General features: G+C 64.4%; 22 protein-coding genes. 19 read left to right on the top strand and 3 right to left on the bottom strand.

Annotation, left to right across the window (positions count from 1 at the left end; genetic code table 11):
* The first annotated feature begins 26 nt into the window (after positions 1–26).
* The 10 genes from J2X09_RS20885 to can all read left to right on the top strand — a co-directional run bounded on the left by J2X09_RS20885 (position 27) and on the right by can (position 11,778).
* A complete protein-coding gene (locus tag J2X09_RS20885; protein ID WP_204734812.1) occupies positions 27–1,208 on the top strand; it encodes an acyl-CoA dehydrogenase family protein in 1,182 nt (393 codons plus the stop codon).
* Between the two features lie 8 nt (positions 1,209–1,216).
* A complete protein-coding gene (locus J2X09_RS20880) occupies positions 1,217–2,356 on the top strand; it encodes an acyl-CoA dehydrogenase family protein (protein ID WP_008905416.1) in 1,140 nt (379 codons plus the stop codon).
* Between the two features lie 46 nt (positions 2,357–2,402).
* Complete coding sequence (locus tag J2X09_RS20875) at positions 2,403–4,010, top strand: carboxyl transferase domain-containing protein (RefSeq protein ID WP_204734813.1); 1,608 nt, start codon at positions 2,403–2,405, stop codon at positions 4,008–4,010.
* A 23-nt stretch (positions 4,011–4,033) separates the two neighbouring features.
* The gene (locus J2X09_RS20870) at positions 4,034–5,227 is read left to right on the top strand and encodes a CaiB/BaiF CoA transferase family protein (protein WP_204734814.1); all 1,194 of its coding nucleotides are present in this window, start codon (positions 4,034–4,036) and stop codon (positions 5,225–5,227) included.
* Between the two features lie 20 nt (positions 5,228–5,247).
* Positions 5,248–6,408 carry an acyl-CoA dehydrogenase family protein gene (locus J2X09_RS20865; protein WP_204734815.1) on the top strand — a complete coding sequence of 387 codons (1,161 nt, stop codon included), beginning with the start codon at positions 5,248–5,250 and terminating at the stop codon, positions 6,406–6,408.
* Entirely contained in the window at positions 6,408–7,217 is an 810-nt protein-coding gene (locus J2X09_RS20860) for an enoyl-CoA hydratase/isomerase family protein (protein ID WP_182118899.1), read from the top strand. The genes J2X09_RS20865 and J2X09_RS20860 overlap by 1 nt, the downstream gene beginning before the upstream one ends.
* 1 nt (position 7,218) lies before the next feature.
* Positions 7,219–9,222 (top strand): acetyl/propionyl/methylcrotonyl-CoA carboxylase subunit alpha, encoded by a 2,004-nt coding sequence (locus J2X09_RS20855; RefSeq protein WP_204734816.1) that lies wholly within the window; start codon positions 7,219–7,221, stop codon positions 9,220–9,222.
* An 82-nt stretch (positions 9,223–9,304) separates the two neighbouring features.
* The gene (locus J2X09_RS20850) at positions 9,305–10,225 is read left to right on the top strand and encodes an MBL fold metallo-hydrolase (protein WP_008905410.1); all 921 of its coding nucleotides are present in this window, start codon (positions 9,305–9,307) and stop codon (positions 10,223–10,225) included.
* Between the two features lie 93 nt (positions 10,226–10,318).
* The gene (locus J2X09_RS20845; RefSeq protein ID WP_182118897.1) at positions 10,319–11,107 is read left to right on the top strand and encodes an enoyl-CoA hydratase/isomerase family protein; all 789 of its coding nucleotides are present in this window, start codon (positions 10,319–10,321) and stop codon (positions 11,105–11,107) included.
* Between the two features lie 20 nt (positions 11,108–11,127).
* On the top strand, positions 11,128–11,778 hold the full coding sequence (can, locus tag J2X09_RS20840) for a carbonate dehydratase (protein WP_182118896.1): 651 nt from the start codon (positions 11,128–11,130) through the stop codon (positions 11,776–11,778).
* A 14-nt stretch (positions 11,779–11,792) separates the two neighbouring features.
* Here can and J2X09_RS20835 read toward each other — a convergent pair.
* Positions 11,793–12,654 (bottom strand): IS5 family transposase gene (locus J2X09_RS20835; protein WP_108605374.1). Its coding sequence is split into 2 segments (ribosomal slippage): positions 11,793–12,240 and positions 12,239–12,654, totalling 864 coding nucleotides; the frame shifts between segments, so codons are not numbered across the junction.
* Positions 12,655–12,746: 92 nt separating this feature from the next.
* Here J2X09_RS20835 and J2X09_RS20830 point away from each other — a divergent pair.
* Genes J2X09_RS20830 through J2X09_RS20815 form a run of 4 tightly spaced genes read left to right on the top strand, consistent with a single transcriptional unit; the run spans position 12,747 to position 17,563 of the window.
* Positions 12,747–14,171 (top strand): MmgE/PrpD family protein, encoded by a 1,425-nt coding sequence (locus J2X09_RS20830; RefSeq protein ID WP_008905407.1) that lies wholly within the window; start codon positions 12,747–12,749, stop codon positions 14,169–14,171.
* Complete coding sequence (locus tag J2X09_RS20825; RefSeq protein ID WP_204734818.1) at positions 14,171–15,340, top strand: acyl-CoA dehydrogenase family protein; 1,170 nt, start codon at positions 14,171–14,173, stop codon at positions 15,338–15,340. Before J2X09_RS20830 ends, J2X09_RS20825 begins: the two co-directional genes overlap by 1 nt.
* A gap of 60 nt (positions 15,341–15,400) precedes the next feature.
* Complete coding sequence (locus tag J2X09_RS20820) at positions 15,401–16,570, top strand: acyl-CoA dehydrogenase family protein (protein ID WP_182118894.1); 1,170 nt, start codon at positions 15,401–15,403, stop codon at positions 16,568–16,570.
* A 15-nt stretch (positions 16,571–16,585) separates the two neighbouring features.
* Positions 16,586–17,563, top strand: coding sequence for an acyl-CoA dehydrogenase family protein (locus J2X09_RS20815; protein ID WP_008905404.1), 978 nt, complete (start codon positions 16,586–16,588; stop codon positions 17,561–17,563).
* A 66-nt stretch (positions 17,564–17,629) separates the two neighbouring features.
* Here J2X09_RS20815 and J2X09_RS20810 read toward each other — a convergent pair whose 3' ends face one another.
* Positions 17,630–18,541, bottom strand: a complete 912-nt coding sequence (locus J2X09_RS20810; RefSeq protein WP_008905403.1) for a LysR family transcriptional regulator — start codon at positions 18,539–18,541, stop codon at positions 17,630–17,632.
* A gap of 189 nt (positions 18,542–18,730) precedes the next feature.
* Between J2X09_RS20810 and J2X09_RS20805 the strand changes: the two genes are divergently transcribed.
* The 3 genes from J2X09_RS20805 to J2X09_RS20795 all read left to right on the top strand — a co-directional run bounded on the left by J2X09_RS20805 (position 18,731) and on the right by J2X09_RS20795 (position 20,389).
* Positions 18,731–18,970, top strand: a complete 240-nt coding sequence (locus tag J2X09_RS20805) for a CDGSH iron-sulfur domain-containing protein (RefSeq protein WP_008905402.1) — start codon at positions 18,731–18,733, stop codon at positions 18,968–18,970.
* Positions 18,971–18,979: 9 nt separating this feature from the next.
* Positions 18,980–19,807: a DODA-type extradiol aromatic ring-opening family dioxygenase gene (locus J2X09_RS20800; protein ID WP_204734819.1), complete on the top strand. Its 828-nt coding sequence runs from the start codon at positions 18,980–18,982 to the stop codon at positions 19,805–19,807.
* A gap of 111 nt (positions 19,808–19,918) precedes the next feature.
* Positions 19,919–20,389, top strand: coding sequence for a luciferase domain-containing protein (locus J2X09_RS20795; RefSeq protein WP_204734820.1), 471 nt, complete (start codon positions 19,919–19,921; stop codon positions 20,387–20,389).
* Between the two features lie 54 nt (positions 20,390–20,443).
* Here J2X09_RS20795 and J2X09_RS20790 read toward each other — a convergent pair whose 3' ends face one another.
* Positions 20,444–22,414, bottom strand: coding sequence for an AMP-binding protein (locus J2X09_RS20790; protein ID WP_008905399.1), 1,971 nt, complete (start codon positions 22,412–22,414; stop codon positions 20,444–20,446).
* Between J2X09_RS20790 and J2X09_RS20785 the strand changes: the two genes are divergently transcribed.
* Both J2X09_RS20785 and J2X09_RS20780 read left to right on the top strand, forming a co-directional pair.
* The gene (locus tag J2X09_RS20785) at positions 22,413–23,198 is read left to right on the top strand and encodes a nitroreductase (protein WP_164868400.1); all 786 of its coding nucleotides are present in this window, start codon (positions 22,413–22,415) and stop codon (positions 23,196–23,198) included. The two genes, J2X09_RS20790 and J2X09_RS20785, sit on opposite strands and share 2 nt — an antisense overlap.
* Before the next feature lie 47 nt (positions 23,199–23,245).
* The gene (locus J2X09_RS20780) at positions 23,246–24,883 is read left to right on the top strand and encodes a class I adenylate-forming enzyme family protein (RefSeq protein WP_204734821.1); all 1,638 of its coding nucleotides are present in this window, start codon (positions 23,246–23,248) and stop codon (positions 24,881–24,883) included.
* Positions 24,884–24,888 lie beyond the last annotated feature (5 nt).

The following is a 24,888-nucleotide window of genomic DNA, read 5'->3' as shown; positions in this document are numbered from 1 at the left end:
GCAAGCCGAACGCAGAAAGGCCCACGATGGACATCGATTTCAGCCCGGAAGACATGGCGTTCCAGCAAGAGGTTCGCACCTGGTTCAAAGCCCACACACCGTCCGATCTCAAGCGCAAGGCCGTCACCGGAGAGATGCTGCAGAAGAACGACATCGTTCAATGGCAGCGCCGACTCGATGGCCAGGGCTGGCTGGTCACCGGCTGGCCCAAGGAGCATGGAGGGCCGGGCTGGACGCCGACGCAGCGCTACATTTTCGACCTGGAGCGCGCGGCGGCCAGCGCGCCGGTGGGGCTGTCGATGGGCGTCATCATGCTCGGACCGGTGCTGATTGCCTTCGGCACGCCAGAGCAAAAGGCGCAGTACCTGCCGCGCATCCGCCGCTGCGAGGACTGGTGGTGCCAGGGCTATTCCGAGCCCGGCGCCGGCTCCGACCTGGCCAGCCTGAAGACCACGGCCGTGGCCGATGGCGATGATTACGTCATCAACGGCTCCAAGATCTGGACCACCTACGCGCACTGGGCCACGCACATGTTCTGCCTGGTGCGCACCGCCAACAGCGGCAAAAAGCAAGAGGGCATTTCCTTCCTGTTGATCGAGATGGACCGCCCCGGCATCGATGTCAAACCTATTGTATCGATCGACGGCGAACACCACCTGAACCAGGTTTTTCTGACCGATGTGCGCGTGCCCAAGAGTAATCTGGTGGGTCGCGAAGGTCAGGGCTGGGACATTGCCAAGTACCTGCTCACACACGAGCGCACCAGCATTGCCGGCGTGGCCGACTGCAAGGCGCACCTGTCCAACCTGCGCGTGGCCGCCGCCGAGCGCCGCTCGGGTGGCCAACCGCTGATGGAGGACGCGGCGATGCGGCTCAAGCTGGCGCGCGCCGAGATCGAACTGATGGCGCTCGAATACGCCAACTTCCGCGTGCTGGCCGCCACCGCCTCGGGCAAGGCGCCGGGGCCGGAATCCTCGCTGCTCAAGACCATGGGCACTGCGGTGCAACAGACCTTGGCCGAGTTGGGCGTCGAGATCGCCGCCGAGCAAGCCTGGCCCTGGCATGACGGCGGCGAGTTTGGCAGCGGACGCCATGCCCATGCAATGCCGCACTACTGTTTCTCGCGCGCTGCCACGATTTACGGCGGCAGCGACGAGGTGCAAAAGAATGTATTGGCCAAGATGCTGCTGGCCGGCGGCACGCGCTAAGGATCGTCATGAACTTTGATCTCTCCGAAGAACAAAAGATGCTGCGCGACGCGGCACAGAAATTTCTGCGCACCGAATACCGGTTCGATGCCCGCAACCAGATCGTTGCGTCAGCGTCCGGCATGAGCCGGGAGCACTGGCAGCGATTCGGCGAATTCGGCTGGCTTGGGCTCGGGCTGCCCGAGGCGCATGGCGGCTTTGGCGGCGTAGTCGAGTTGATCCAGATCGCCGAGGCGATGGGGGCTGCGCTGGTGGTCGAGCCCTACCTGGCCAGCACGGTGCTGGGCGCGCAGGCGCTGACGCGCGCGGGCAGTGCTGCGCAGCAGGCGGCCTGGCTGCCCGGGCTCGCGTCCGGCCAGCGGATACTCGCATTGGCGCACGGCGAGGCCGATGCCCGTCATGAACTCAGCTATGTGATCACGCGTGCCACGGCCAAGGACGGTGGCTGGCTGCTGTCGGGTCGCAAGAGCGGCGTGCTGGGCGCCCCTTGGGCCGATGGCTTCGTGGTCGTCGCCAGAACCTCGGGCGCAGCGGACGAGCGCCAGGGCATCAGCCTGTTTCTAGTGAGTGCCAAAACGCCGGGCGTGCAGGTGGCGGGCTACCGGTCCTACGACGGCAGTCGCGCCGGTGATCTGATACTGGAACAGGTCGTGCTCGGGGCCGACGCACTGCTGGGCACGGAAGGCGAGGGCCTGGGGCTGCTTGAGCACCTGGTTGATCTTGGCATTGTTGCCGCCTGCGCCGACGCCCTGGGTGCCATGGGCGCGCTGTTGCGCAAAACTGGCGAATACGTCAGCACGCGCAAACAATTTGACGTGCCGATTGCCAGCTTCCAGGTCATCCAGCACCGGCTGGTCGACATGTTCGCCGCGGTCGAGGCCAGCCGCTCCCTGGTGCTGATGGCGGCCCTGCATGCCGATCATGCTGATGCGGCCACCCGCTCGCGTGCCGTGTCGGCGGCCAAGTCGGCCATCGGCGAACGCGCACGGTATGTGGCGCAGCAAGCGGTGCAGCTGCACGGCGGCGTGGGCATGACCGATGAGCTGGACATCGGCCATTACTTTCGCCGCCTCACGCTCTTTTGCAACCTGTTGGGCAGCACCGACCACCACCTGCAGCGCTTTGCGGCGCTGCGTGCGGAGGCCTGATCGCCTGATGACCGACCCACACTGAGCCACTTTAGGGGCTGCCAAAATGAGCTTGATGACATCCACCGCCGCGCCGAACTCGCCCGCGTTCCAGCGCAACCGTGAAGCCTACGAGGCGCGCATTGTTGATCTGCATGAACGCCGCACGCGTGCCCTGGTCGGCGGCCCCGAAAAGGCGCGCCTGCTGCACAAGAAGCGCAAGCAATTGCTGCCGCGCGAGCGCCTGGCTGCCGTACTCGACCCCGGCTCGCCCTTCCTCGAGTTCGGGCAGCTTGCCGGCGACGGCCTGTACGAGGGCGTGCCGCCGGGCGGCAGCATCATCACCGGCGTGGGGCTGGTGTGCGGGCGCGCCTGCATGCTGATGATCCACGATGCCACGGTCAAGGGCGGCACCTACTACGGCATCACCGCTAAAAAGCATGTGCGGGCCCAGATGTTCGCCTGGCAGCACCGGCTGCCGTGCATCACCATGGTCCAGTCGGGCGGCGCCAACCTGCCGGAGCAGGCGCATATTTTCCCCGACGACGGCCAGTTCGGCTCCATTTTCTACAACCAGATCCGCATGTCGGCCGAGGGCATCACCCAGATCGCGACCGTGCACGGGCCGTCTACCGCCGGCGGCGCCTATCTCCCGGCGCTGTGCGACGAAGCGGTGATCGTGCGCAACCAGGGTGCGATGTTCCTCGCCGGGCCCGAGCTGGTGTACGCCGCCACCAAGGAAGAGGTTGACATTGAAACCCTGGGCGGCGGCGAGATGCACAGCCGCATCAGCGGCGTCACTGACCACCTGGCCGAGAACGATGGCCATGCCATCGCCATCGTGCGCGGCATCGTGGCCAACCTCGGTACCGCAGCCAAGCAGCGCTGGGACGTGGTGCCGCCGCTGCCGCCGCGCCATGACCCGCGCGAGATCTACGGCATTGTCAGCGCCGACAACCGGCATCCGACCGACAACCGCGAAGTGCTGCTGCGGTTGATCGACGACAGTGACCTGCAGGAGTTCAAACCCCTGTACGGCGACACCATGATCTGCGGCTTTGCTCGCATCAAGGGCTTTCAGATCGGCATTCTAGCCAACAACGGCGTGATCTTCTCCGAGAGCGCGCTCAAGGGCGCGCACTTCATTGAGTTGTGCTGCCAGCGCGACATTCCGCTGCTGTTCATGGCCGATGTGTCGGGCTTCATGGTCGGCAAAGCCGTGGAGCAGCAGGGCATTGCCAAGCACGGCGCCAAGTTCATGACGGCCATGGCCTCGGCCAACGTGCCGCGCTACACGCTGATCACCGGAGGCTCGTACGCGGCGGCCTACCTGGCGATGTGCGGGCGCCCGTTCAAGCCCAACGTGATGATGATGTGGCCTACCGGCCGCGCCGCGCTGATGGGCCCAGAGCAGGCCGCCACCACCCTGGGCCTGGTGCGCGAGAACATCCACCGGCGCGAGGGCACTAGCTGGAGCGACGAAGAACGCGAGCAATTCAAGCAACCGATACGCGAGCAGTTCGAGAGCTTTTCCAGTCCCTACAACTACGCCTCCAACCTGTGGTGCGACATGGTGATTGACCCGCTGGAAACACGCGACACCATGGCTTTGCTGCTGGAGCTGGCGGGCCGCGTGCCGGCGCGCGACACGCACTTCGGCGTGTTCCGCATGTAATCCTTTGGCCCACCGAATTGAACATGCTCGACGCCATTCTCTCCGGTTGCCGCGTGCTCGACCTGACCCAAAACGTGGCCGGCCCGTTTTGTACCCAGACCCTCGGCGACCTCGGCGCCGAGGTTATCAAGATCGAACGCCCCGGCAGCGGCGACGATGCGCGCCAGTGGAAACCGCCCGAAGTGGCCGGCGTCTCGACCGGCTTCGCGGCGCTGAACCGCAACAAGAAGAGCGTCTGCATCGACCTCGACAGCGCGGCCGGCCAGCAGCTGGTTGCGCGCCTGGCGGCCGGTACCGACGTGCTGGTGCATTCGCTCAAGCCCGGCAGCGCCGAAGCGCGCGGCCTCGGCGACGAACACCTGCGACCGACCAATCCTCGCCTCGTGTACTGCGCGATCAGCGCCTTCGGCGAGGTCGGCCCGATGCGCGCGCTGCCCGGCTACGACCCGCTGATGCAGGCCTTCACCGGCATCATGAGCGTCAGCGGCCACGAAGGTGACGAGCCGGCGCGCGTCGGCGTGTCGCTCATCGACATGGGCACCGGCATGTGGGCCACGATGGCCATCCTGGCCGCGCTGCTGCGCCGCGCCACCACGGGCGAAGGCATGCCCGTGCACGCCAGCCTGCTCGAGACCGGGCTGTCGTGGATGACGGTGCCGGTGGCGAACTACCTGGCCACCCAGCGCCTACCGCGCAAGATGGGTTCGGCCATGGCGATGATGGCGCCCTACGAGCTCTTCGACAGTGCCGACGGCAAGGTCTTCATCGCCGCGGCCAACGACCGGCTGTTCGGCCGCATCTGCAGCGCGCTGGCTTGCCCAGAGCTGGCGCAGGACCCGCGCTTCATCGACATGTCGGCGCGCATCGGCCACCGCGAGGCGCTGCACGACGCGCTGGAAGCGCGCACCCGGCAGCGCAGCACCGCCGACTGCGTGGCGGCGCTGCGCGCGGCCGGTGCGCCCTGCAGCGAGATGCACGACGTGGCCCAGATGCTGGCGCACGAACAGGTGCAAGCGATCGGCATGCTGGGCGCGCTGCCGCTGCCGGGCGCACCGCAACACCAGACGATGGGCCTGCCCATCAGTTCGCAGGGCCGTCGCGGGCGCACCGGCCCGCCGCCGCCAGTGCTGGGCGGGAACACCGACGAGGTGTTGACGGCACTGGGCCTGCATGCCGATGAACTGGCGGCGCTGCGACAGCAACGCGTCGTCGATTGAATGACAAGGCCGACATCCCCATGAACTTCGACTACACCGAGACCCAGGGCCAGATCCGCGCCGCCGTCAAGGAGTTGTGCAAGGGCTTCGGCCCCGAATACTGGCGCCAGTGCGCGCAGGACGGCGCCTATCCGGAAGCCTTCGTCGACGCGATGGCCAATGCCGGCTGGCTGGCTGCGCTGATTCCCGAGGAATACGGCGGTGCCGGGTTGCCGCTGCTCGACGCCTGCCTGATCCTGCAGGAGATCAACCAGAACGGCGGCAGCGCGGTGCACTGCCATGCGCAGATGTACACGATGGCGTCAATCATGCGCCACGGCTCCGAGGCACAGAAGCGCCGCACGCTGCCGCGCATCGCTGACGGCAGCCTGCGGCTGCAGGCCTTCGGCGTGACCGAGCCCGACGCTGGCTCCAACACGCTGGCGATCAAGACCTTCGCGCGCAAGGTGCCGGGCGGCTACGTCGTCAATGGCCAGAAGATCTGGACCTCGCGCTACAGCCACTCGCACATGTATCTGCTGATCGCGCGCACCACGCCGATCGACGCGGTGAAGAAGAAGACCGATGGCCTGAGCCTGTTCCTGATCGACATCAAGAAGGCGGGCGCGTCGCTCAAGGCCACGCCGATCCGCACGATGATCAATCACCACACCTTCCAGGTCTTCATCGACAACCTCGAACTGAGCGACGACGACCGCATCGGCGAGGAAGGCAAGGGCTTTTACTACCTGCTGGATTCGCTGCATTCCGAGCGGCTGCTGGTGGCCAGCGAGGCCATCGGCGACGGCCACTGGTTCGTCGGCAAGGCCGCGCGCTACGGCAGCGAGCGTGTCGTCTTCGACCGCCCGATCGGCGCCAACCAGGGCGTGCAGTTTCCGATCGCGCGCGCCCACATGAACATCGAGGCCGCCGAACTGATGCGCAACAAAGCCGCGACGCTGTTCGACGCCGGCCTGCCCTGCGGGCGCGAGGCGACCATGGTCAAGTACCTGGCCAGCGAAGCCGCCTGGGAGGCAGCCGAGGCGGCCATGACCACCTTCGGCGGCTATGGCGTGGCCTGCGAGTACGACATCGAGCGCAAATGGAAAGAGAGCCGGCTGTTCCGCACCGCGCCGATCTCCAACAACCTGGTGCTGGCGCAGGTGGCCGAGCATCTGCTGGGTATGCCCCGCTCTTACTGATGGCCCAGATGCACCACGAAACCCTGCTGATCCACCCCGCGCCGGGCACCGCAACGGAGGACGGCATCCGCTGCCTGGTGCTCAACCGCCCCGAGGTGATGAACGCGATGAACACGCAGATGTTCGTCGACCTGCGCAACGCCCTGCACGAACTGGCCTTCGACGACGGCCTGCGTGTGCTGATCATCACCGGCGCCGGTGAACGAGCTTTCTCGGCCGGCGGCGACCTCAAGCAGCGCGACGGCATGACCGACGGTCAATGGCGGCGCCAACACCAGCTCGCCGAAGAGGTGTTGCTGGCGGTCAAGGATTTCCCGCAACCGGTGATCGCCGCCGTCGAAGGCCACGCACATGGCGGCGGCTGCGAACTGGCGTTGATGTGTGACTACATCGTCGCTTCGCGCGCTGCGGTATTTTCGCTGCCCGAGCTGCGGCGCGGCATCATGCCCGGCGGCGGGGGTATCCAGAACCTCGTGCGCGCCATCGGTGCGCGGCGCGCCAAGAAGTTGCTGTTCACCGCGCGCCGCTTCTCGGCCGAAGAAGCCGCCGAATGGGGCATGGTCACCGACCTGGCCGAGCCGGGTACGGCGCTGGCCGCCGCAGTCGCCGACGCGCGCGACATCGTGCTGGCCGCACCGATGGCCACCCACTACGCCAAACTCGCCGCCTCGCGCGGCGGCGAGATTGACTTCCACAGCGGCTACATGCTCGACATCGCCGCCTACAACGTGCTGGTGTCCTCGGCCGACAGGCTGGAGGGCGTGAAGGCCTTCAATGAAAAGCGCCCACCGCGCTGGAGCGGACTCTGACATGTTCAAAAAAATCCTGATCGCCAACCGCGGCGAAATCGCCTGCCGCATTGCACACACCTGCCGACGCCTCGGTATTGCAGTGGCCGGTGTGCATTCGAGTGCTGATCGCGATGCGCTGCACGTTGACCTGATCGGCGAGTCGATCGAAATCGGTGGGGCAACGCCAGCCGAGAGCTACCTGCGCATCGATGCGGTGATCGATGCGGCCCGGCGGACCGGGTCGCAGGCCATTCATCCTGGTTTTGGCTTTCTGGCCGAAAACGCGGTCTTCGCGCGCACGGTCGAGGCAGCCGGCCTCGTCTTCGTCGGCCCGACGCCCGAGGTCATTGAGCGCCTGGGCGACAAGGCGTCGGCCAAGCGCGAGGCCCGCGCCGCTGGCGTGGCCGTGCTCGGCGGCAGCGAGCTGCCCAGCCGCGACGCGGCTGAAGTGGCGGCCACCGTACGCGGCCTGCCACTGCCGGTGATTCTGAAAGCGGCCGCCGGTGGCGGCGGCAAGGGCATGCGGGTGGTGCAGCAATTGGACGGGCTGATGGAGGCCATCGAGTCGGCCATGCGCGAAGCCAAAAGTTCCTTTGGCGACGCGGCGTTGATCGTCGAAGCCTTTGTCGAGCGCGGGCGCCACATCGAGGTGCAGATCGTTGGCGATGGCCATGGCGAAGTGATTCACCTGTTCGAGCGCGAATGCACGCTGCAGCGGCGTCATCAGAAAGTCATCGAAGAGGCGCCAGCGGTGAATCTCGCCCCGGCGCTGCGCGAGGCGATGCTCGGTGACGCGGTGCGCCTGGGGCAGCGACTGCGCTATCGCGGTGTCGGCACGGTGGAATTCATCGTGCAGGGCGACCGTCACCATTTTCTCGAAGTCAACCCGCGGCTGCAAGTTGAGCATCCGGTGACCGAGGAGGTGACCGGGCTGGATGTGGTCGAGATCATGCTGCGCATTGCCGCCGGCGAGGGCTTGCCCTTGCGTCAGAGCGAAGTGCAGGTGCGCGGCCACGCGATTGAGGCGCGAGTCTGCGCTGAAGACGCAGCGCAAAATTTCCTGCCATCCACCGGCGAACTGATCGCGGTGCGGTTCCCGACTTCGGGTGTGCGGGTTGAATCGGGGGTGCGGGCCGGCATGGTGGTCACGCCCTACTACGAATCGATGCTGGCCAAGCTGATCGTTCATGCGCCCACGCGCGAGGCTGCGCTGGACCGTCTGAGTGGGGCGCTGGGCGAAACCCAGGTGCACGGCGTCGAAACCAATTGCGCTTTTCTGCAGCGTCTGCTGGCCCTGCCTGCAACGCGGGACGCCAGCTTCCACACCCGTCTGATTGACGAGGTGCTGGCAGAGGGGGGTCAGGGCACGGGTAGCGCGCCGCTGGAGCGGCTGGCTGCAGCGGCGGCTTGGTGGTTGCTCGATGCGCGGCACAGCAGCAAGCCATTCGGAGCCTGGTCGGCCTTGGACGTGACGGGTTGGCAGATGCACGCTGGCGACGATCGGCTCACGCCGGTTCCGGCGCTGTTGCTGCGCTCAGGAGGAACAACACACGAAGCCCGGTTCGGCGCCGTCTCGCCCGAGTCCGAAGTAACGGTGCAAATCGGCACCGAACGGGTTCGCCTGGCGCTGACCGCCAGCGCCGGGAGCGATTGGCGTTTGCGCATAGGGGATTGTCATGAGGTACTGACCATCGTGCGCAGCGACGATACCGTGTTTGTGCAGAGCGGCGGCACCGCCCACGCCATCGGCGTGACCTCCTACCTCAGCCAGGTCGCCACTGGCCGCCAGGCCAGCGGACAGTTGCGCACGCCGATGATGGGAATGATCCTGAAGACCCATGTGGAGGTTGGCGTGCGGGTACGTGCCGGCGACGTGGTGGCGACGATGGAGTCGATGAAGATGGAGATGCGCATCAACGCCGATCACGATGGCGTGGTGCGCTCGCTGTCGGTGCAGCCCGGGCAGATGGTCGAGCGCGGCCTGGTGGTGGCCGTGGTTGAGTCCGAGGGCGCCGCGGAATGAGCGGCAGCAAATCCAGCATGCGCGCCCCTCTTTGCAAACCTGGTGTTATCCACTGCTCAAAATGACGTGCCCGAGACGGCCCATGACCGGCATCCAACTTCCGAACGGTATTCAGGTTTTTGAGCGCGGCTGGCTGTCCTCGAACAATATTTTGTTCATCGGAGCACAGTCCAGCGCACTCGTTGACAGTGGCTACAGCACGCACGCGGAACTAACGACCGGGCTGGTCAGCGCCGCTTTGCAGCAGGGTCCGCTGGACTTGCTGCTCAACACGCATCTACACAGCGACCACTGCGGCGGCAATGCCGTCCTCCAGGGCAATTACCCAGAACTTCAAACCCTCATTCCGCCAGGCCATGCATCACTTGTCTCGTCATGGGACCCCGTCGCCCTGAACTATGTGCCATCCGGGCAACACTGCCCCCGGTTCAAGTTCGATGGTCTTCTTTTACCTGGCACGGAAATTCAGCTGGCCGACACGGCGTGGCAAATTCATGCGGCGCCGGGCCACGATCCCCATTCAGTCATTCTGTTTGAGCCGCAGTCCCAAACCCTGATCTCGGCAGATGCCTTGTGGGAAAAAGGCTTCGGCGTGGTGTTTCCGGAGCTTGAGGGCGACGCCGCATTCGACGAAGTGGCCGCCACCTTCGACCTGATCGAGCGGCTTGACCCGTGCTGGGTCATTCCTGGCCACGGCCCGGTATTCCGCTACCGCGCCGAGGTGCTGGCCTACGCGCGCGCGCGCCTCAACGCCTTTGTCAAGAGCCCTGACCGACATGCGCACCACGCAGTCAAGGTGTTGCTGAAGTTCAAATTGCTGGATCAGCAGCAACTGCCTTTTGCCGATTTTGTCGACTGGGCCGCCAACACCCGCTACTTCCAGCTCATTCACCAGAGGTTTGTTCCTTCTGTTCCCATCGACCGCTGGATGGAGCAGTTGACGCAAGAGCTTGTGCGTTCAGCAGCCGCACGAAGAGAAGGTGACATGGTCTACAACGCGTGAAATCGGTCACGGAGTGAATCATGCGACGAAGGCGCTGACGAATCAGCGTTCGTATGTGCAGAGCAAGCAATTTTTTTAATAGGAGATCAGGATATGAGTGAAGCAGAAACGGTTTTGTACGAAGTGCGCGATGGCATTGCCACCGTGGAGATCAACCGCCCCGAGATGCGTAACGCGCTGTCACCGGCCGCCGCCAACCGGCTGCACGATCTGTGGGGTGAAGTCGATGCCGACAAAAACGTACGCGTGGCAATCCTGACTTCTGCCGACTGCGGCACCTTCTGCGCCGGGCTCGACCTGCGTGAGGCTTCGCGTGTCAAGAAGGAAGAAGGCGTGGACATCCTGACCAAGATGAAGGACCCGTTCCATGGCCGCCAGCGCCGTGTGGCCAAGCCCATCATCGCGGCCATGACCGGGCACCTGATTGCCGGCGGCATGATGCTGAGCCTGAACTCGGATTTGCGCGTCGGCCTCAAGGGCACGCAGGTCGGCATCACCGAAACCCGCATCGCCGGGCGCGGTAGCCCGTGGGCCATTCCCCTGCTGTGGATGCTGCCGCAGCCGCTGCTGATGGAGATGGTGCTGACCGGCGACCTGTATCCGATCGAAACCTTTCATGGGCTCGGTTTCATCAACTACCTGGAAGACACGCCGGATGCCGTGCGCGCTCGCGCCACCGCATTGGCCGAACGCATCCGCGACAACGCGCCGCTGTCGGTGATGGCGGGCAAGGAATCGATCATGACGGCGATGAGCGCCGGCTGCGAGGCCGGTATGGCGCTGGCCCACAACATCTACCGTGCCGCTTACGCCAGCGAGGACGCGCAGGAAGGTCCGCGTGCCTTCGCCGAGAAGCGCAAGCCGGTGTGGAAGGGGCGTTGATGTCGCTCCGTGGAGATGCCATGTCCAGCCTGGCCCCTCTGCTGGAGAACAACCGTGCCTGGTCGGCGCGCTGCGCTGCGGAAGATCCGCAGTACTTCGAGCGGCTGGCGCACCAGCAGATGCCGCGCTACCTGTGGATCGGCTGTTCCGACAGCCGGGTGCCGGCCAACGAAATTCTGGGCCTGCGGCCTGGCGAGGTGTTCGTGCACCGCAACGTCGGCAACCTGGTGGTGCACTCCGATCTGAACTGCCTGACGGTTCTGCAGTATGCGGTCGAGGTGTTGAAGGTCGAGCATGTTCTCGTGGTGGGCCACTACGGCTGCGGCGGCGTGCAGGCGGTGATAGAACAGCGCCGCACCGGTCTGGCCGAGAACTGGCTGCGCCATCTGGAGGACGTGGCGCGCAAACACGCTGATCGGTTCGACGGCATTACCAGCGTTGACGAGCGCGCAGCGCGGCTTTGCGAGATGAACGTGATCGAGCAGGTCAGCAACGTGTGCCGCACCACCATCCTGCGCCGCGCCTGGGAGTGCGGGCAGCAAGTCGAGGTGCACGGGTTGGTCTACGGCCTGCGCGACGGCTTGCTGCGGCCGGTCGGGGGCAGCGTCAACCGCGGTCAGGACCAGCAGAAGCAATACGCCCAGTCTCTTGCTGCGCTTGGCACACTCTGAGTGATACGAAGAATCTATCCGTAAATTATGTTGACACTCAAAGGCACCTTGCGAAACGCGATGATCGCCGCCGCGAGATGGTTGAGTGCGAGGAAGCTGCGCTCGAGCTTCTCGTAGCGCACGAGCAGTTTTCGGAAACGGTTGAACCAGCTATGGCAAACCTCAACAACCCAGCGCCTGGCCTTCTTCTCCGGGGTGCGCCTCTTGATTGCTGCCTCCGTTCGGCGACTGACGACGTGAGGGATGTAGCCGTGGCCTTCGATGGTGCGCAGATGCTCGGCACCACGGTAGCCTGCGTCGGCGCAAAGGTGTTTGTTTCGCCTGTGGGGTGGATTCTTGCGTTTGATGACAACGGCGCTGAGCACCGCATCAAGCCTCTTGCAGTCGTGGACGTTGGCCCCGCTCACGACGAGCGACAACGGGACGCCACGGCCGTCCACCAGCAGGTGGCGTTTGCTTCCCTTTTTTCCCCCGGTCCGTCGGGTTCGGGCCGACAGCTTCTTGTGCCAAGGGTGCCTTCATCATCGCGCCATCGACGCTTTGCCATCGCCACGCGATGCCTTGCATGTCGTCGTATTCCGCCAAACCGGCTTTCCAGACGGCTTCAAAGAAGCCCGCCTTCTCCCATTCGAGAAAGCGTTTGTGGATGGCGCTGGCGCTGCCAAAGCGCTCAGCGGGCAGCGCCTTCCACTGGCAGCCTGTGCGCAGCACAAACACGATGGCCTCGAACACTTGGCGTGCCGGCTTGGCCGGTCGACCTGCTCCAGGCTTGCGAACGTACTGCTTGTCCGGCACCAGCGCACGTTGAGGGATCAGCGGTTCAACACGCTGCCAGAACTCGTCCGTTACCAACCAGGAATCAACTCGTTTGCTCAACGCATCACTCCGACACCGCGTTCGATACGGTTCGGATTGATATTTTACCTATTTACGGATAAGTTCGAAGAATACAAGTAAGGTTATTCCACATGCCAGCCGACACGACAACCCTCCCTGCCCCCAGCATCGCCGCCCAACTGGCCGCCTTCGCGCACGGCCTGACGCCAGACATGCTGCCCGCAGCCGTGGTCGAACAGGCCAAGCTGCTGATGCTCGACGCACTGGGCATCGCCTTGGCTTCGTCCCAGCACGACTTCGCGCACTGCGCTTACCGCGGCTTGCACGCCCTGGGCGGTGCGGGTGACAGCGCCGTCATGGGTGCCTTTGCCCCCCTGCCGCTGCGCGATGCGGTGCTGATGAATGGCATCCTGGTCCACGGGCTGGATTTCGACGACACCCACCCCGGCGCGATCACCCACCCCAGCGCCAGCGCCTTTCCGCTGGCGCTGGGTCTGGCGGCGCAGCGGCATGCCAGCGGGGCCGAGATGATCATGACCTATGTGCTGGCGATCGAGGTGGCGGCACGTCTGGGTGCAGCGGCCCAGGGACGCTTCCACGACGTGGGCTTTCACCCGACTGGCCTGGTGGGGGCTTTTGGGTGCGCACTGGCGGCCGGCAAGCTGATGGGACTGGATCAGGCGGGCCTTGAGCACGCGCAAGGCGTGGTGCTGTCGATGGCATCAGGCAGCATGGAATTTCTGAGCGACGGCGCCTGGACCAAGCGCATGCACTCGGGCTGGGCCGGTGTCAGCGGGCTGACCGCCACGGCGTTGGCCGGTGCCGGATTCCGCGGCCCGTCGCAGCCCTATGAAGGCCGCTTTGGTCTGTACGCCAGTCACCTGGCCGCGCGCGGCCTAAACGCCGATTTGTCCTTGTGCGCGCGCGGCCTGGGCGAGCGCTGGGAACTGATGGATGTGGCGGTCAAGTTGTATCCAACCTGCCACTTCACGCACGCCAGCATCGATGCCGCGCTGGCGCTGCGCGCGGCCGGTCTGCGCACTGACGAGATCGCTTCGGTACAGGTGCTGCTGCCGCAAGGGGTGCACCCGGTGGTGTGCGAGCCGGTGGCGGCCAAGCGGCGACCGGCCAACGTCTATGAATCGCAGTTCAGCATTCACCATCTGGTCGCGCTGGCCCTGCTGCGCGGCGAGCTGGGGCTGGCCGAACTGGATGCCGCCAACCTGAGCGACCCGCAGGTGCAGGCGCTGGCTGACCGCATCGAACACGCGGCCGACCCCGATGCCGATTACCCCACCTTCTTTTCCGGCGAGCTGCGCGTGCGCACGCACGATGGGCGCGAGCTGCGCCACCGCGAGGCCGCGCACCGCGGCGCGCCGGGGCGCCCCATCACGGCCGCTGACATCGAAGCCAAATTCATGGGCAATGCGCTACTGACCTTGCCGCGCGAGCAGGCGCTACGCCTGCTCGACGCGCTGCTGACAGCCGACCGCGCCCCAGATGCCGCCGTCCTGGCGCAGACCCTGACCCATTCCAACACTTCCGGAACCCTCTGATGACGACCAGCCAGTCCGTGGCCTTTGATGCCGAAAAAGAAAATATGGTGCTCGACGCCGTCGAACGCTTTGTGGACCGCGAGATCAAGCCGGTGGCGCAGCGGCTCGAGCATGCCGACGAATGGCCGGCCGACATTGTGGCCGGCATGCGCGAGATGGGCCTGTTCGGCTGCATCATCCGCGAGGAGTACGGCGGCCTGGGCCTGTCGGCCAGCACCTATTCCAAGGTGGTGGAGCGCATCGCGCGGGTCTGGATGTCGGTGTCGGGCATCATCAACTCGCACCTCATAATGGCCGCCTGTGTGCAGCGCAACGGCACCGTGGCGCAGCGCCAGCATTTTTTGCCGCGCTTTGCCAGCGGCGAACTGAGCGGCGGGTTGGCGCTGACCGAGCCCGATTGCGGCACCGACTTGCAGGCGGTGCGCACGGTGGCGCGCCGCGACGGCGACCATTACGTTATCAACGGCACCAAGACCTGGATATCCAACGGCATCCATGGCCAGGTCTTTGCCGTGCTGGTCAAGACCGACCCCGAAGCGCAACCGCGCCATCGCGGCATGAGCCTGTTCATCTGCGAGAAGGGCCCGGGCTTCACGTCCACCAAGAAGCTGGAAAAGCTCGGCTACAAGGGCATCGACAGCGCCGAGCTGGTGTTCGACAACTTTCGCGTGCCGGCCGCCAACTTGGTCGGTGGCGTGGAGGGACAGGGTTTCAAGCACGTGATGGGCGGACTGGAACTTGGGCGCATCAATGTGGCTGCGCGCGGCGTGGGTGTGGCGCGCGCCTGCCTGGAGGAGTCGGTAGCCTATGCCCAACTGCGTCGCACCTTCGGCAAGCCGATCTGCGACCACCAGGCGATCCAACTCAAGCTGGCCGACATGGCCACCCGGGCGGAGGCGGCGCGTCTGCTGGTTGAACAGGCCGCGCGGGCTTATGACGCCGGCCAGCGTTGCGACATGGAAGCCGGCATGGCCAAGCTGTTCGCCAGCGAGGCGGCGGTCGAGAACTCGATGGAGGCCTTGCGCATCCACGGGGCTTATGGCTACTCGAAGGAAATGAATGTCGAGCGCTACTACCGCGATGCGCCGCTGCTGTGCATCGGCGAGGGCACCAACGAATTGCAGCGCCTGATCATTTCCGCCCAGCTGGTGGAGCGCAGCCCGATCTGATGTATCGCCTGGGGCGGCGCCTCAACTCGGCGGTGAATGAACCCCTCGGAGGAAAATTTCTTGAACAACCTGCTGTCCGCTTTCCGGTTCGCCGCCCTGCCCGCCAGGACGAATTCATTTCGCGCCGAGGTGAAGGCCTTTCTCCAATCCAGTTTTGAGCCAATGCCCGCCGACATCCGGGCCCGTTCATGGATGGGTTTCAATGCCGCTTTCAGCAAGAAGCTGGCCGCACGGGGCTGGGTCGGCGTGACCTTGCCGGCGCAATACGGTGGCGCCAGCCTGGACGCCTTCTCGCGCTTCGTGCTGGTGGAAGAACTGCTGGCCGCCGGCGCCCCGGTTTCCGCGCACTGGATCGCCGACCGCCAGAGCGGGCCCTTGATCCTCAAGTTCGGCACGGAGGCGCAACGCCAGTTCTACCTGCCGAAAATCTGCGCCGCCGAGGCGTTTTTCTGCATCGGCATGAGTGAGCCCAATGCAGGCTCCGACCTCGCCAGCGTCGGCACGCGGGCCACGCGCTGCCAAATTGACGGTTCAAGCGGCTGGCGGCTGAACGGCCGCAAGATATGGACCACCAACGCGCAGCACTGCCACTACATGATCGCGCTGGTGCGCTCGTCGGGCGAGCCGCAGGACCGGCAAAAAGGCTTGTCGCAGTTCATTGTCGATCTGGCATTGCCCGGCGTGACGGTGCGCCCGATCCGTGACCTGGCGGGTGATGCACATTTTTCCGAAGTGTTCTTCGACAACGTGCTGCTGACCGACGACGCGTTGATCGGCCATGAAGGCAGCGGCTGGGCGCAAGTCAATGCCGAACTGGCCTTCGAGCGCAGCGGCCCGGAGCGGGTGTACTCCAGCATCGTGCTGCTGGAGCACTGGATCACCTGCCTGCGCAAGACACCGGCGGTCTCGGTCCATGCCGCCACCATCGGGCGTTTCGCCACGCACCTGGCCACGCTGCGCAACATGTCGATCGCCGTCACGGCCAAGCTCGTCAACGGGGACAGCCCGTTGGTCGAAGCGGCCCTGGTCAAGGACATTGGCACCGAATTCGAGCAGAGCATTCCCTCTGTGATCGAAGCCGCCCTCGCCATGGACCCGGACGCCCTGGTCGATGCCGAGTTGTACCGCGCCGTGGCTTATGTGAGCCAGATGGCGCCCACCTATTCCCTGCGCGGCGGCACGCGCGAGATCCTGCGCGGCATGATCGCGCGCGGTCTGGGTCTGCGCTGAAAAAGAAAGCATTCCATGTTTGCACAAGCGATTGAAGATATCCTCCAGGACCAGTGCACGCCCGCCGTGGTGCGCGCGATTGAAGCGGGCGGCTCGCCGCTTAAGCTGTGGCAGGCGCTGCAAGGTGCCGGCTTCCTCGAACTGCTGGCGTCCGAGGACGCTGGCGGTGCCGGCCTCCCGCTGGCCGATCTGTTCCCGATACTGTGCAGCTTCGGCCGCTACACGGTGCCGGTGCCGGTGGCGCAGACGATTGTGGCGCGAGCGCTGCTGGGGTCGCAGTTTGCGATGCCCAGCGGCATGATTACGCTGGGCGCTGCGTTGCGGCGCGAGGCCGGTGGCGCTATCGTGTGCTCTTTCACACCTTACGGCATGCTGGCGGATTTCGTGCTGGCCCAAGATGGTGATGCCTTGTTGCTGCTGCACTGCGCAGCGGCGCAGCGTGAAGCAAGCGGCGTGCACGGGAGCCTGACGGCCACCCTGCGCTGGTCCGATGCGCGCGTCGCGACGCACGTGCCCGGCGCTGGCCCGCTGCTGCCGACGTTCGCGGCGGCCTTGCACGCCGCCGTGCTCAGCGGGGCCATGACCCGTGTGTTCGAAATGACACTGAAACACTGCAATGACCGCATCCAGTTCGGCAAAACCCTGGGCAAGTTCCAGGCGGTGCAGCACCAGTTGAGCGTCATGGCCGAACATGTGGCTGCTGCCTCGATGGCAGCCGAAGCGGCCTTCCACACCGACGCTGCGGCACCGTCCCTGCTCGCCGCAGCGATGGCCAAGTCCCGCACCAGTGAGGCGGCGGTTCTGGTCGCCTCCATCGCGCATGCACTGCACGGCGCTATCGGTATTGCGGAAGAATACGACCTGCAATTGCTGACCCGGCGCCTGCACGAGTGGCGCATGGCGCATGGCTCGGAGGCGCACTGGAATGTGTTGATCGGCCAGCGCGTGCTTTCTGCCGATGTGTCCATCGTTGATTTTGTGCGGTCTGTTTAGCCGCCGCTTTTGTGCCCACGATCAGCGGCGAAGTGATCGACACCCGGGGCTTGCAACAGTTTCGGTTCATCGATCCGGCTGTTGCGCTAACGACTTGCCCCCGCCAAGCGCTTCACTGAAGAAGTCGATGAAGGTTCTCAGCTTGGGTGTCACGTACTGCCGATTCGTGTAAACCGCATACAGCGTGAAAGGGGGCACCGTGTAGGTCGGCAGCACGCGCGCGAGGCAGCCCGCGGCCAGATCGTCGTCGACCGTCCATTCGGGGAGGAACGCCATGCCCATGCCGGCGTGCATCGCGTGATAGGTGAGCGTGCTGTCGTCCGAGCGCATCACCGCATTCAGCTTGATCCGCGCCTTGCCGGCAGGTCCCTGCATTTCGAGGCCATCGAGGTTCACGTAGTTGGGTACCACGGCGCTGCACCTGACCAGATCGGAGGGTCTGCGCGGAGAGCCTTCGCGCTTCAGGTAAGCCGGGGTTGCGACCAGGTGGAACTGCACGGGACAAATCGGCCGTGCAATCAGCGCCGGGGACAGTTCGCGCGTGGCGCGCAGCGCGAGGTCGTAGCCGTCGGCGACCAGGTCGATCTTGCGGTTCTCCAGTCGCATGTCGACCAGCACCTCCGGATAGGTGTTGCGGTAGGCCGCCAGTACGCTGGCGAAATGCCGGTTTGCACACCAGACGGGCGCGCTGATTTTCAATTGTCCGCGTGGTGCCTGCGCGCTTTGCCGAAGCGCCGCTTCGGCAGCCTGCAGCGTGTCGAGCGCCTCGCGGCATTGTGCGTAGTACATCGCGCCGGCCTCCGTCAGGCTGAGCTTGCGGCTGGTCCTGTGCAGCAACCTCGCACCGAGGTCTCGTTCGAGCTGGGCGACATGCTTGCTGGCCATCGGAGCGGACATGGTGAGGCGCGCCGCGGCGCGGGAAAAGCTGCCAGCCTCGACCACTTCCCTGAAAACGCGAAGGCTGGTCAGACGATCCATTTATGGTTTCTTGTGAGGAAATGATGTTTTAATAATACAGCTATTGATTAACCAAAATTAAACATTAAGCTATTCCTCATGGTCAGTCGGGTAGACATCCAGTCTCAAAGAGGCTGCCCATCAGCCGCGCTTTCGTTGATGCCTTCAACCAATGCCGTATCACTTCTTAATCATCCTCAGGAGCTCAACATGAGTAAGCCGCATATCGCCGCCACCACGCCGTTCGCAATCGACGTGGAAAAAGGCAAGGACTACTACTGGTGTGCCTGCGGTCTCAGCAAATCGCAGCCGTTCTGCGACGGCAGCCACAAGGGCGGCGAGTTCGTGCCGACCAACTACAGCGCCGACGAAAGCAAGACTGTCTATTTTTGCGGCTGCAAGCAAAGCAAGAACGGCGCGCTTTGCGACGGCACGCATAAAGCTCTGTAAGAGCGGACCATGCCCGTGACAACGGAGCGATTGCCGACCTACTTCATCTCACACGGCGGTGGGCCCTGGCGATACATGATGGCGCAGTCCAACGGCATGTACGACCGTCTGGCGCAGTCCCTGCGGGACATGCCGCGCCAGCTCGGCGAGCGACCGAAGGCGGTGCTCGTGATCTCCGCCCATTGGGAGGAGCGCGAGTTCACCGTGATGGCCGCCGAACGGCCTCCCATGGTTTACGACTACGCTGGCTTCCCCGAGCATACCTACCATGTCCAGTACCTGGCTCCGGGCCTGCCAGCGCTGGCCGAGCAGGCGCGGCAGTTGATCCAGAGCGCAGGGTTCTCGGCGCGGCTCGATGCCCAGCGCGGGTTCGATCACGGCAGCTTCGCGCCGCTGGTGGTGATGTACCCGCTGGCCGATGTGCCGGTCGTGCAACTGTCACTGCGCGCGGGCTATGACCCGGCAGAGCATTTGGCCGTCGGCCGTGCCCTGGCGCCGCTGCGCGAGCAGGGCGTGCTGATCGTCGGCAGCGGGCTGAGCTACGACAACACGCGCCGCGTGGGGCCGTCCGCCGCAGGGCCGTCAATGCAATTCGACGACTGGCTGCAGCAGACCTTGATCACCACCGAGCCGCACCAGCGTGAGCAGCGGCTGATCGACTGGCAAGACGCGCCGGCCGCCCGCGTGGCCCATCCGCAAGAAGACCATCTGCTGCCCCTGATGGTGGCGGTGGGTGCCGCCGGGCATGATGAAACCGTGTGCGTGTACCACGAGGAAGGCTTCTTTGGCGGCGTCACCGTCTCCAGCTTCAGGTTCGGCCAGGAAGGCGGGGTCTGAGTGGCGGTGGCTTGCTGGGCCGGTAGGCGCTTGTCGCCGGAGGGGTGTTGCCGGTTACCCTCGCGGCAGGTGTACAGCAACAAACGATGAAGTGCGAAGACGGAGAACCGCATGACAAGTTATCTCAGCCATCAGCGCCGTGGCGCTCGCCCACAAACGACGCCAAGCGACCCGCACACGCAGCTTGAACAGAATGCGCCGGTAGAACTGCAAGAGCTGGTTTTCGAGAGGGGGCAGTCCCTGGGCAGCGTGGAAGTTGTTCCGAGCCAGGTGTCTGTTCCCGGAGCGCGTGCCTTTTATTTACCGCGATGCGGATGCCAGTCCTTCGGCGCCTTCATGTTCGGCAAGGAGTTCGCCCACATCCACCCGCCCAGTGACGGCAGTCTGCACATGACCTTGCCGCCCGAGATCGTTCCCCAGGTCATCGAAAACGGCTGGGCGGAGTTGCATCCGCTGGCGGGTCAATATGACCTGCCCGGGAACATCGTGATGGTCTATGGGCCGCGTGACGACGAGGAACTGCAGGTGGTTTGCGATTTGCTGACGGCGTCGCATACTGCGGCGACATCGTCAGATGCGTGAAAAATCCGGGGCCACATCCTGCCCGTCAGGGCAGGATATGGCGCACAACCAGGCTCAAGCTTTTGCAAGTTTGCCCTGCAGCTCGGCCACCGTTTCCGGGTTGACCAGCGACGACAAGTCGCCCGGACTGTCGCCCTTGTACAACGCCCGCACCACGCGGCGCATGATCTTCATGTTGCGCGTCTTGGGCAGGTCGCTGACCAGCAGCACCTGCCGGGGGCGGTAGGAGGCGCCCATGCCATGGACGACCGCCTGCGACAGTTCGGCCTTCAGCGCCGCGTCCGCCGCCACGCCGGGCATCGGCACGCAGACGCAGACGATGGCCGAGCCCTTGATCTCGTCGGGCACGCCGATCACCGCCGCCTCTGACACCTTGCCGGTGCCGGTGAGCAGGGTTTCGATCTCCGACGGGCCGGTGCGCTTGCCTGAGACCTTAATCGTGTCGTCGCTGCGTCCGAGGATGTAGAACAGGCCGTCCGCATCGCGCATCGCAAAGTCGCCATGCACCCAGACGCCCGCAATGGTGCGCCAGTAGCTGTCGAGGTAGCGTTCGTCGTCGCGCCACAGGCTCTTGGTGAAGCCGATGTTGGGGTTGCGCAGCACCAGCTCGCCGACCTGGCCCGCGCCGACCGGCTCGCCGCTTTCATCGACGATGTCAACCCCGGCGCCGAGCCCGCGCGCGCCGAACGAGCCTGGCCGCAAGGGATGGTGCAGGGTGCCGGTGAAGTTGCAGCCGCCCACCTCGGTGCCGCCGACGATGTTGAGGAACGGCAATTTCTCTTTGCAGATGTGCTTGAAGAACCAGCGCCAGGGCGCCTCGGTCCAGGCCTCGCCGCCGGAGCAGGTGATGCGCAGCGAAGACAAGTCGTAGCGCTGGACTTCTTCGTCGCCGTAGCGCATCAGGCTGCGGATCAGCGTGGGCGCGACACCCAGGTAGGTGACTTTGTGATCTTGCACCAGGCGCCAGAAGCGGCCCGTGTCGGGGAAGTCGGGCGTGCCTTCGGCCACCAGCAGGCTGCCGCCGAAATAGCTCGGAATGCAGGCGCACATGGCGCCCACCATCCAGCCCATGTCGCTCATGAAGAAGAAACGGTCGCTCGACTTGAAATCGGCACAGATGTGCATGTCGCGCGTGACCATCGAGCCCAGGAAGCCGACGTGCGTCCAGACGCAGCCCTTGGGCTTGCCGGTGGTGCCAGAGGTGTAGAGCAGCACGGCGGGCGCGTCGGCGGCCATCTCGGCGGTCGGCATGTCGTGAGGCTGGCCGGCGACCAGGCTGGCCCAGTCGTGGTCGCGTCCCGGCGTCATCGGGCAGGGGGCGGCGTCGCCCAGGTGGCGCAGCACCACCACGTGCTGCACGCTGGGCACCTCGGCAAGTGCTTCGTCCAGCACCGACTTCATTACGCCGGGCGTGCCGCGCCGCCAGGTGCCGTCCACCGTCAGCACCGCCTTGGCCTCGCCGTCGTTCAGGCGGGCGACAATGGGCTGCGGCCCGAAGCCGGAGAACAGCGGCATCAACACGGCGCCAATTTTCAGTACGGCAAAGAATGCGACAAAGGTCTCCGGCAGATTGGGCAGGTACAGGCCGACCCGGTCGCCCTGGCCGATGCCCAGCGACTGCAGCGCTCCGGCCAGGCGGCAGACTTCGGCGTCAAATTCGCGGTAGCTCAAGGACTTGCGGTTTTTCGGGTCTTCGCCCTCCCACACCAGGAAAGGCTGGTCCCACACCGGCGTTCCGCGGTGCCGTTCCAGGCAGTTCAGCACGATGTTGGTGGTGCCGCCGATGCACCAGCGTGCCCATTCGATGCCGCGCGAGGTGTCAAGCATCTGCGTGTAGGGCTGGTAGAAGCGGAAGTCGCAGAACTCGAACACCTCTTGCATCAGCCAGGCCGGATCGGCGTCGGCACGGGCACTCAAGTTTTCGAAGTCGGACTCGCCCACTTTGTGCAAAAAAGCGGTCAGGTTGGACTGCGCCATCAGTTCAGGGGAAGGCGCCCAATCAAACGGTTGTTTGGTAGAATTCATGTGGCAATCCTATCCGAACGTCGTATTGGAGTCCAGCGGTGCAGTCTCACCGCGTCGTTTCTTCTCCGCAGCTCTACGTAGTCAGAAAGGCGGTCTATCCGTGCATGTCGACGAAGCGATTCGCAGCCGAAAATCGGTCAGGCGGTTTCTACCTGCCTCCGTTCCTTCCTCGGTGGTGCAGCACATTCTGAGCGTGGCGGCGCGTGCCCCGAGTGGCAACAACGTGCAGCCGTGGAAGGTGTATGCGGTGGCGGGTGAGGCCCGGCAGCGCCTGTGTGATGCCTTCATTGAGGCGGCCACGCACGAGCCTGACCGGCATCAGCCCGAGTACGCGTATTACCCCACGACCTGGGTCGAGCCTTATCTGGAGCGCCGGCGTCGCTGCGGTTTCGGTTTGTATGCCAGCCTGGGCATCGCCCGCGACGACGCGGCGGCACGCGAGCGCCAGATGCTGCGCAACTACACGTTCTTCGACGCGCCGGTGGGGCTGCTCGTCACGCTCGACCGCCGTTTGAACACTGGCAGCTTCATGGACCTGGGCATGTTCATCCAGAACATTCTGGTGGCCGCGCGCGCGCAGGGACTGCACACCTGTGCGCAGGCCGCGTTTGCCTGGTTCCACAAGGTGGCGCGCGCCCAGTTGCCGATCAGTGACCACGAAATCCTCGCCTGCGGCATCGCCCTCGGGCACGAGGATCTGTCGGCCCCGGAGAATGCCTTCATTACCGAACGAACCGATGTGGAGGCGTTTGCCAGCTTCCATGGTTTCGATCCCCAGAGCTGACCAAAGCTTTTCGTTGATTTAATCAAAATTTTCTGAAGAAACTACTCATGATCCTGCATTCGCCTTCTACGATTGAACACTACACTGCCGCCAAACTTTGGGGGGGCCGCACCCTGCTTGATGTGGTTGCGGCACATGTTGTCGATGTTCCGCAACGAGTGGCCATCGTCGATACACCAGACCGTGAGGCGCTCATCGGCACGCCCGCCACCTCGGTAACTTGGAGCGAGTTCGGCAAAGCCGTCGACGCGATTGCCACCGGGCTGATTCGCCGTGGACTTAAAAAAGACGATGTTGTGGTTGCGCAGTTACCCAATGTCTGGGAGTTGATTGCGTTGTACTTTGCTGTGTCCCGCGCCGGAGGCGTGCTGTCTCCGGTGGCCATGCAGTGGCGCGAAACCGAGTTGCGCAACGTCGCAGAGGCCAGTCAGGCGCAGCTCTACATCGGCGTAAAAAATTTCAAGGGCTTCGACCACATTTCGATGGCTGCCAAGCTAGGCTACGCCACCGTGGCGATTGAAGACGTCACCGCTTTGGCCGCACAGGCACCAGACCAGGCCCTGCTGGACGCTGTCAGCGTCAGTGCCAACGATATTTTCAGCCTGTGCTGGTCCTCGGGTACTGAATCACATGCCAAGGGCTGTCCGATGTCGCACAACAACTGGCTTTACCAGATGCGGCTGGTGCCCAATACGGCGGGCATTCAAGAGGGTGACCGTGTACTGGCACCAGCACCGATGGTCAACATGACGGGTGCCGTGGCTTGGCTGAGCTGGCTGGCAGCGCGTGGCACGCTGCTGCTGCACCATCCGCTCAATGTCGAACTGTTCCTCAAGCAAATACTCACGGAAAAGGTTCAGTTCACGATTCTGGTGCCTGCAATCCTGAACATGATCCTCAAGCTGCCCAATGTCGACAGCCTCGATTTGTCATCCATCCGCTCAATCGCCACAGGCTCAGCGCCGCCCTCGCGCTGGAGCATGGAGGAGTTCAAGCGCCGCTGGAACATCGAGATCTGCAACCTGTGGGGGCAGACCGAGGGCACAGGCTTGGTTGGCGGCCCGGTTGACGTGCCGGACTTCGCTATGCGATCGGAACATTTTCCCTGGTGGGGCAAGCCGGGACTTGAATGGCCGTCGACAATGGAAGGCGTACAAGCCAAGCTGCTTGACGAGCAAGACCAAGAATGCACGCGGCCAGGCGAGGTGGGCGAGTTGGTCTATCGCGGACCCAACGTGTTTGCCGGCTACTACCGGCGGCCAGACCTCGCGCAGAATTCGTTCACGGCCGACGGTTTCTTTCGTACCGGTGATTTTTTCATCGTGCGCGATGAACGCCACATCGGCTTTTTTGACCGCAAGAAGGACATCATCATTCGTGGTGGTTTCAATATAAGCGCCGCCGAGGTCGAGAACCTGGTACTCACCCACCCCGGTGTGCAAGAGGTAGCAGCGGTGGCGGTGCCCGACGAAATCATGGGCGAGAAGACCTGTATCTACGTCGTGCCCAAGGACAAGGCCCGGCTGCCGACGCTGGAAGATATCGTTGACCACTTGAAACAAATTGGCGTGGCGGTCTACAAGCTGCCCGAGCATATTGAGTACCTTGACATCATCCCGCGCAACCCGGTGGGGAAAATTTTGAAGGCGCAATTGCGACAACGCGTGCATGCTTCGGGGGCGTGACCTCC

Origin of the sequence: Hydrogenophaga laconesensis (assembly GCF_031457235.1) — a bacterium.
GTDB classification, from domain to species: domain Bacteria; phylum Pseudomonadota; class Gammaproteobacteria; order Burkholderiales; family Burkholderiaceae_C; genus Hydrogenophaga; species Hydrogenophaga laconesensis.
Note: the sequence above shows the minus strand (reverse complement) of the source record. Positions and strands in the feature narration are given on the sequence as shown.

Coding starts and splice junctions, on each gene's coding strand:
- J2X09_RS20885 (WP_204734812.1), top strand. CDS start 27: ATGGACATCGATTTCAGCCCGGAAGACATGGCGTTCCAGCAAGAGGTT.
- J2X09_RS20880 (WP_008905416.1), top strand. CDS start 1,217: ATGAACTTTGATCTCTCCGAAGAACAAAAGATGCTGCGCGACGCGGCA.
- J2X09_RS20875 (WP_204734813.1), top strand. CDS start 2,403: ATGAGCTTGATGACATCCACCGCCGCGCCGAACTCGCCCGCGTTCCAG.
- J2X09_RS20870 (WP_204734814.1), top strand. CDS start 4,034: ATGCTCGACGCCATTCTCTCCGGTTGCCGCGTGCTCGACCTGACCCAA.
- J2X09_RS20865 (WP_204734815.1), top strand. CDS start 5,248: ATGAACTTCGACTACACCGAGACCCAGGGCCAGATCCGCGCCGCCGTC.
- J2X09_RS20860 (WP_182118899.1), top strand. CDS start 6,408: ATGGCCCAGATGCACCACGAAACCCTGCTGATCCACCCCGCGCCGGGC.
- J2X09_RS20855 (WP_204734816.1), top strand. CDS start 7,219: ATGTTCAAAAAAATCCTGATCGCCAACCGCGGCGAAATCGCCTGCCGC.
- J2X09_RS20850 (WP_008905410.1), top strand. CDS start 9,305: ATGACCGGCATCCAACTTCCGAACGGTATTCAGGTTTTTGAGCGCGGC.
- J2X09_RS20845 (WP_182118897.1), top strand. CDS start 10,319: ATGAGTGAAGCAGAAACGGTTTTGTACGAAGTGCGCGATGGCATTGCC.
- can (WP_182118896.1), top strand. CDS start 11,128: ATGTCCAGCCTGGCCCCTCTGCTGGAGAACAACCGTGCCTGGTCGGCG.
- J2X09_RS20830 (WP_008905407.1), top strand. CDS start 12,747: ATGCCAGCCGACACGACAACCCTCCCTGCCCCCAGCATCGCCGCCCAA.
- J2X09_RS20825 (WP_204734818.1), top strand. CDS start 14,171: ATGACGACCAGCCAGTCCGTGGCCTTTGATGCCGAAAAAGAAAATATG.
- J2X09_RS20815 (WP_008905404.1), top strand. CDS start 16,586: ATGTTTGCACAAGCGATTGAAGATATCCTCCAGGACCAGTGCACGCCC.
- J2X09_RS20810 (WP_008905403.1), bottom strand. CDS start 18,541: ATGGATCGTCTGACCAGCCTTCGCGTTTTCAGGGAAGTGGTCGAGGCT.
- J2X09_RS20805 (WP_008905402.1), top strand. CDS start 18,731: ATGAGTAAGCCGCATATCGCCGCCACCACGCCGTTCGCAATCGACGTG.
- J2X09_RS20800 (WP_204734819.1), top strand. CDS start 18,980: ATGCCCGTGACAACGGAGCGATTGCCGACCTACTTCATCTCACACGGC.
- J2X09_RS20795 (WP_204734820.1), top strand. CDS start 19,919: ATGACAAGTTATCTCAGCCATCAGCGCCGTGGCGCTCGCCCACAAACG.
- J2X09_RS20785 (WP_164868400.1), top strand. CDS start 22,413: ATGTGGCAATCCTATCCGAACGTCGTATTGGAGTCCAGCGGTGCAGTC.
- J2X09_RS20790 (WP_008905399.1), bottom strand. CDS start 22,414: ATGAATTCTACCAAACAACCGTTTGATTGGGCGCCTTCCCCTGAACTG.
- J2X09_RS20780 (WP_204734821.1), top strand. CDS start 23,246: ATGATCCTGCATTCGCCTTCTACGATTGAACACTACACTGCCGCCAAA.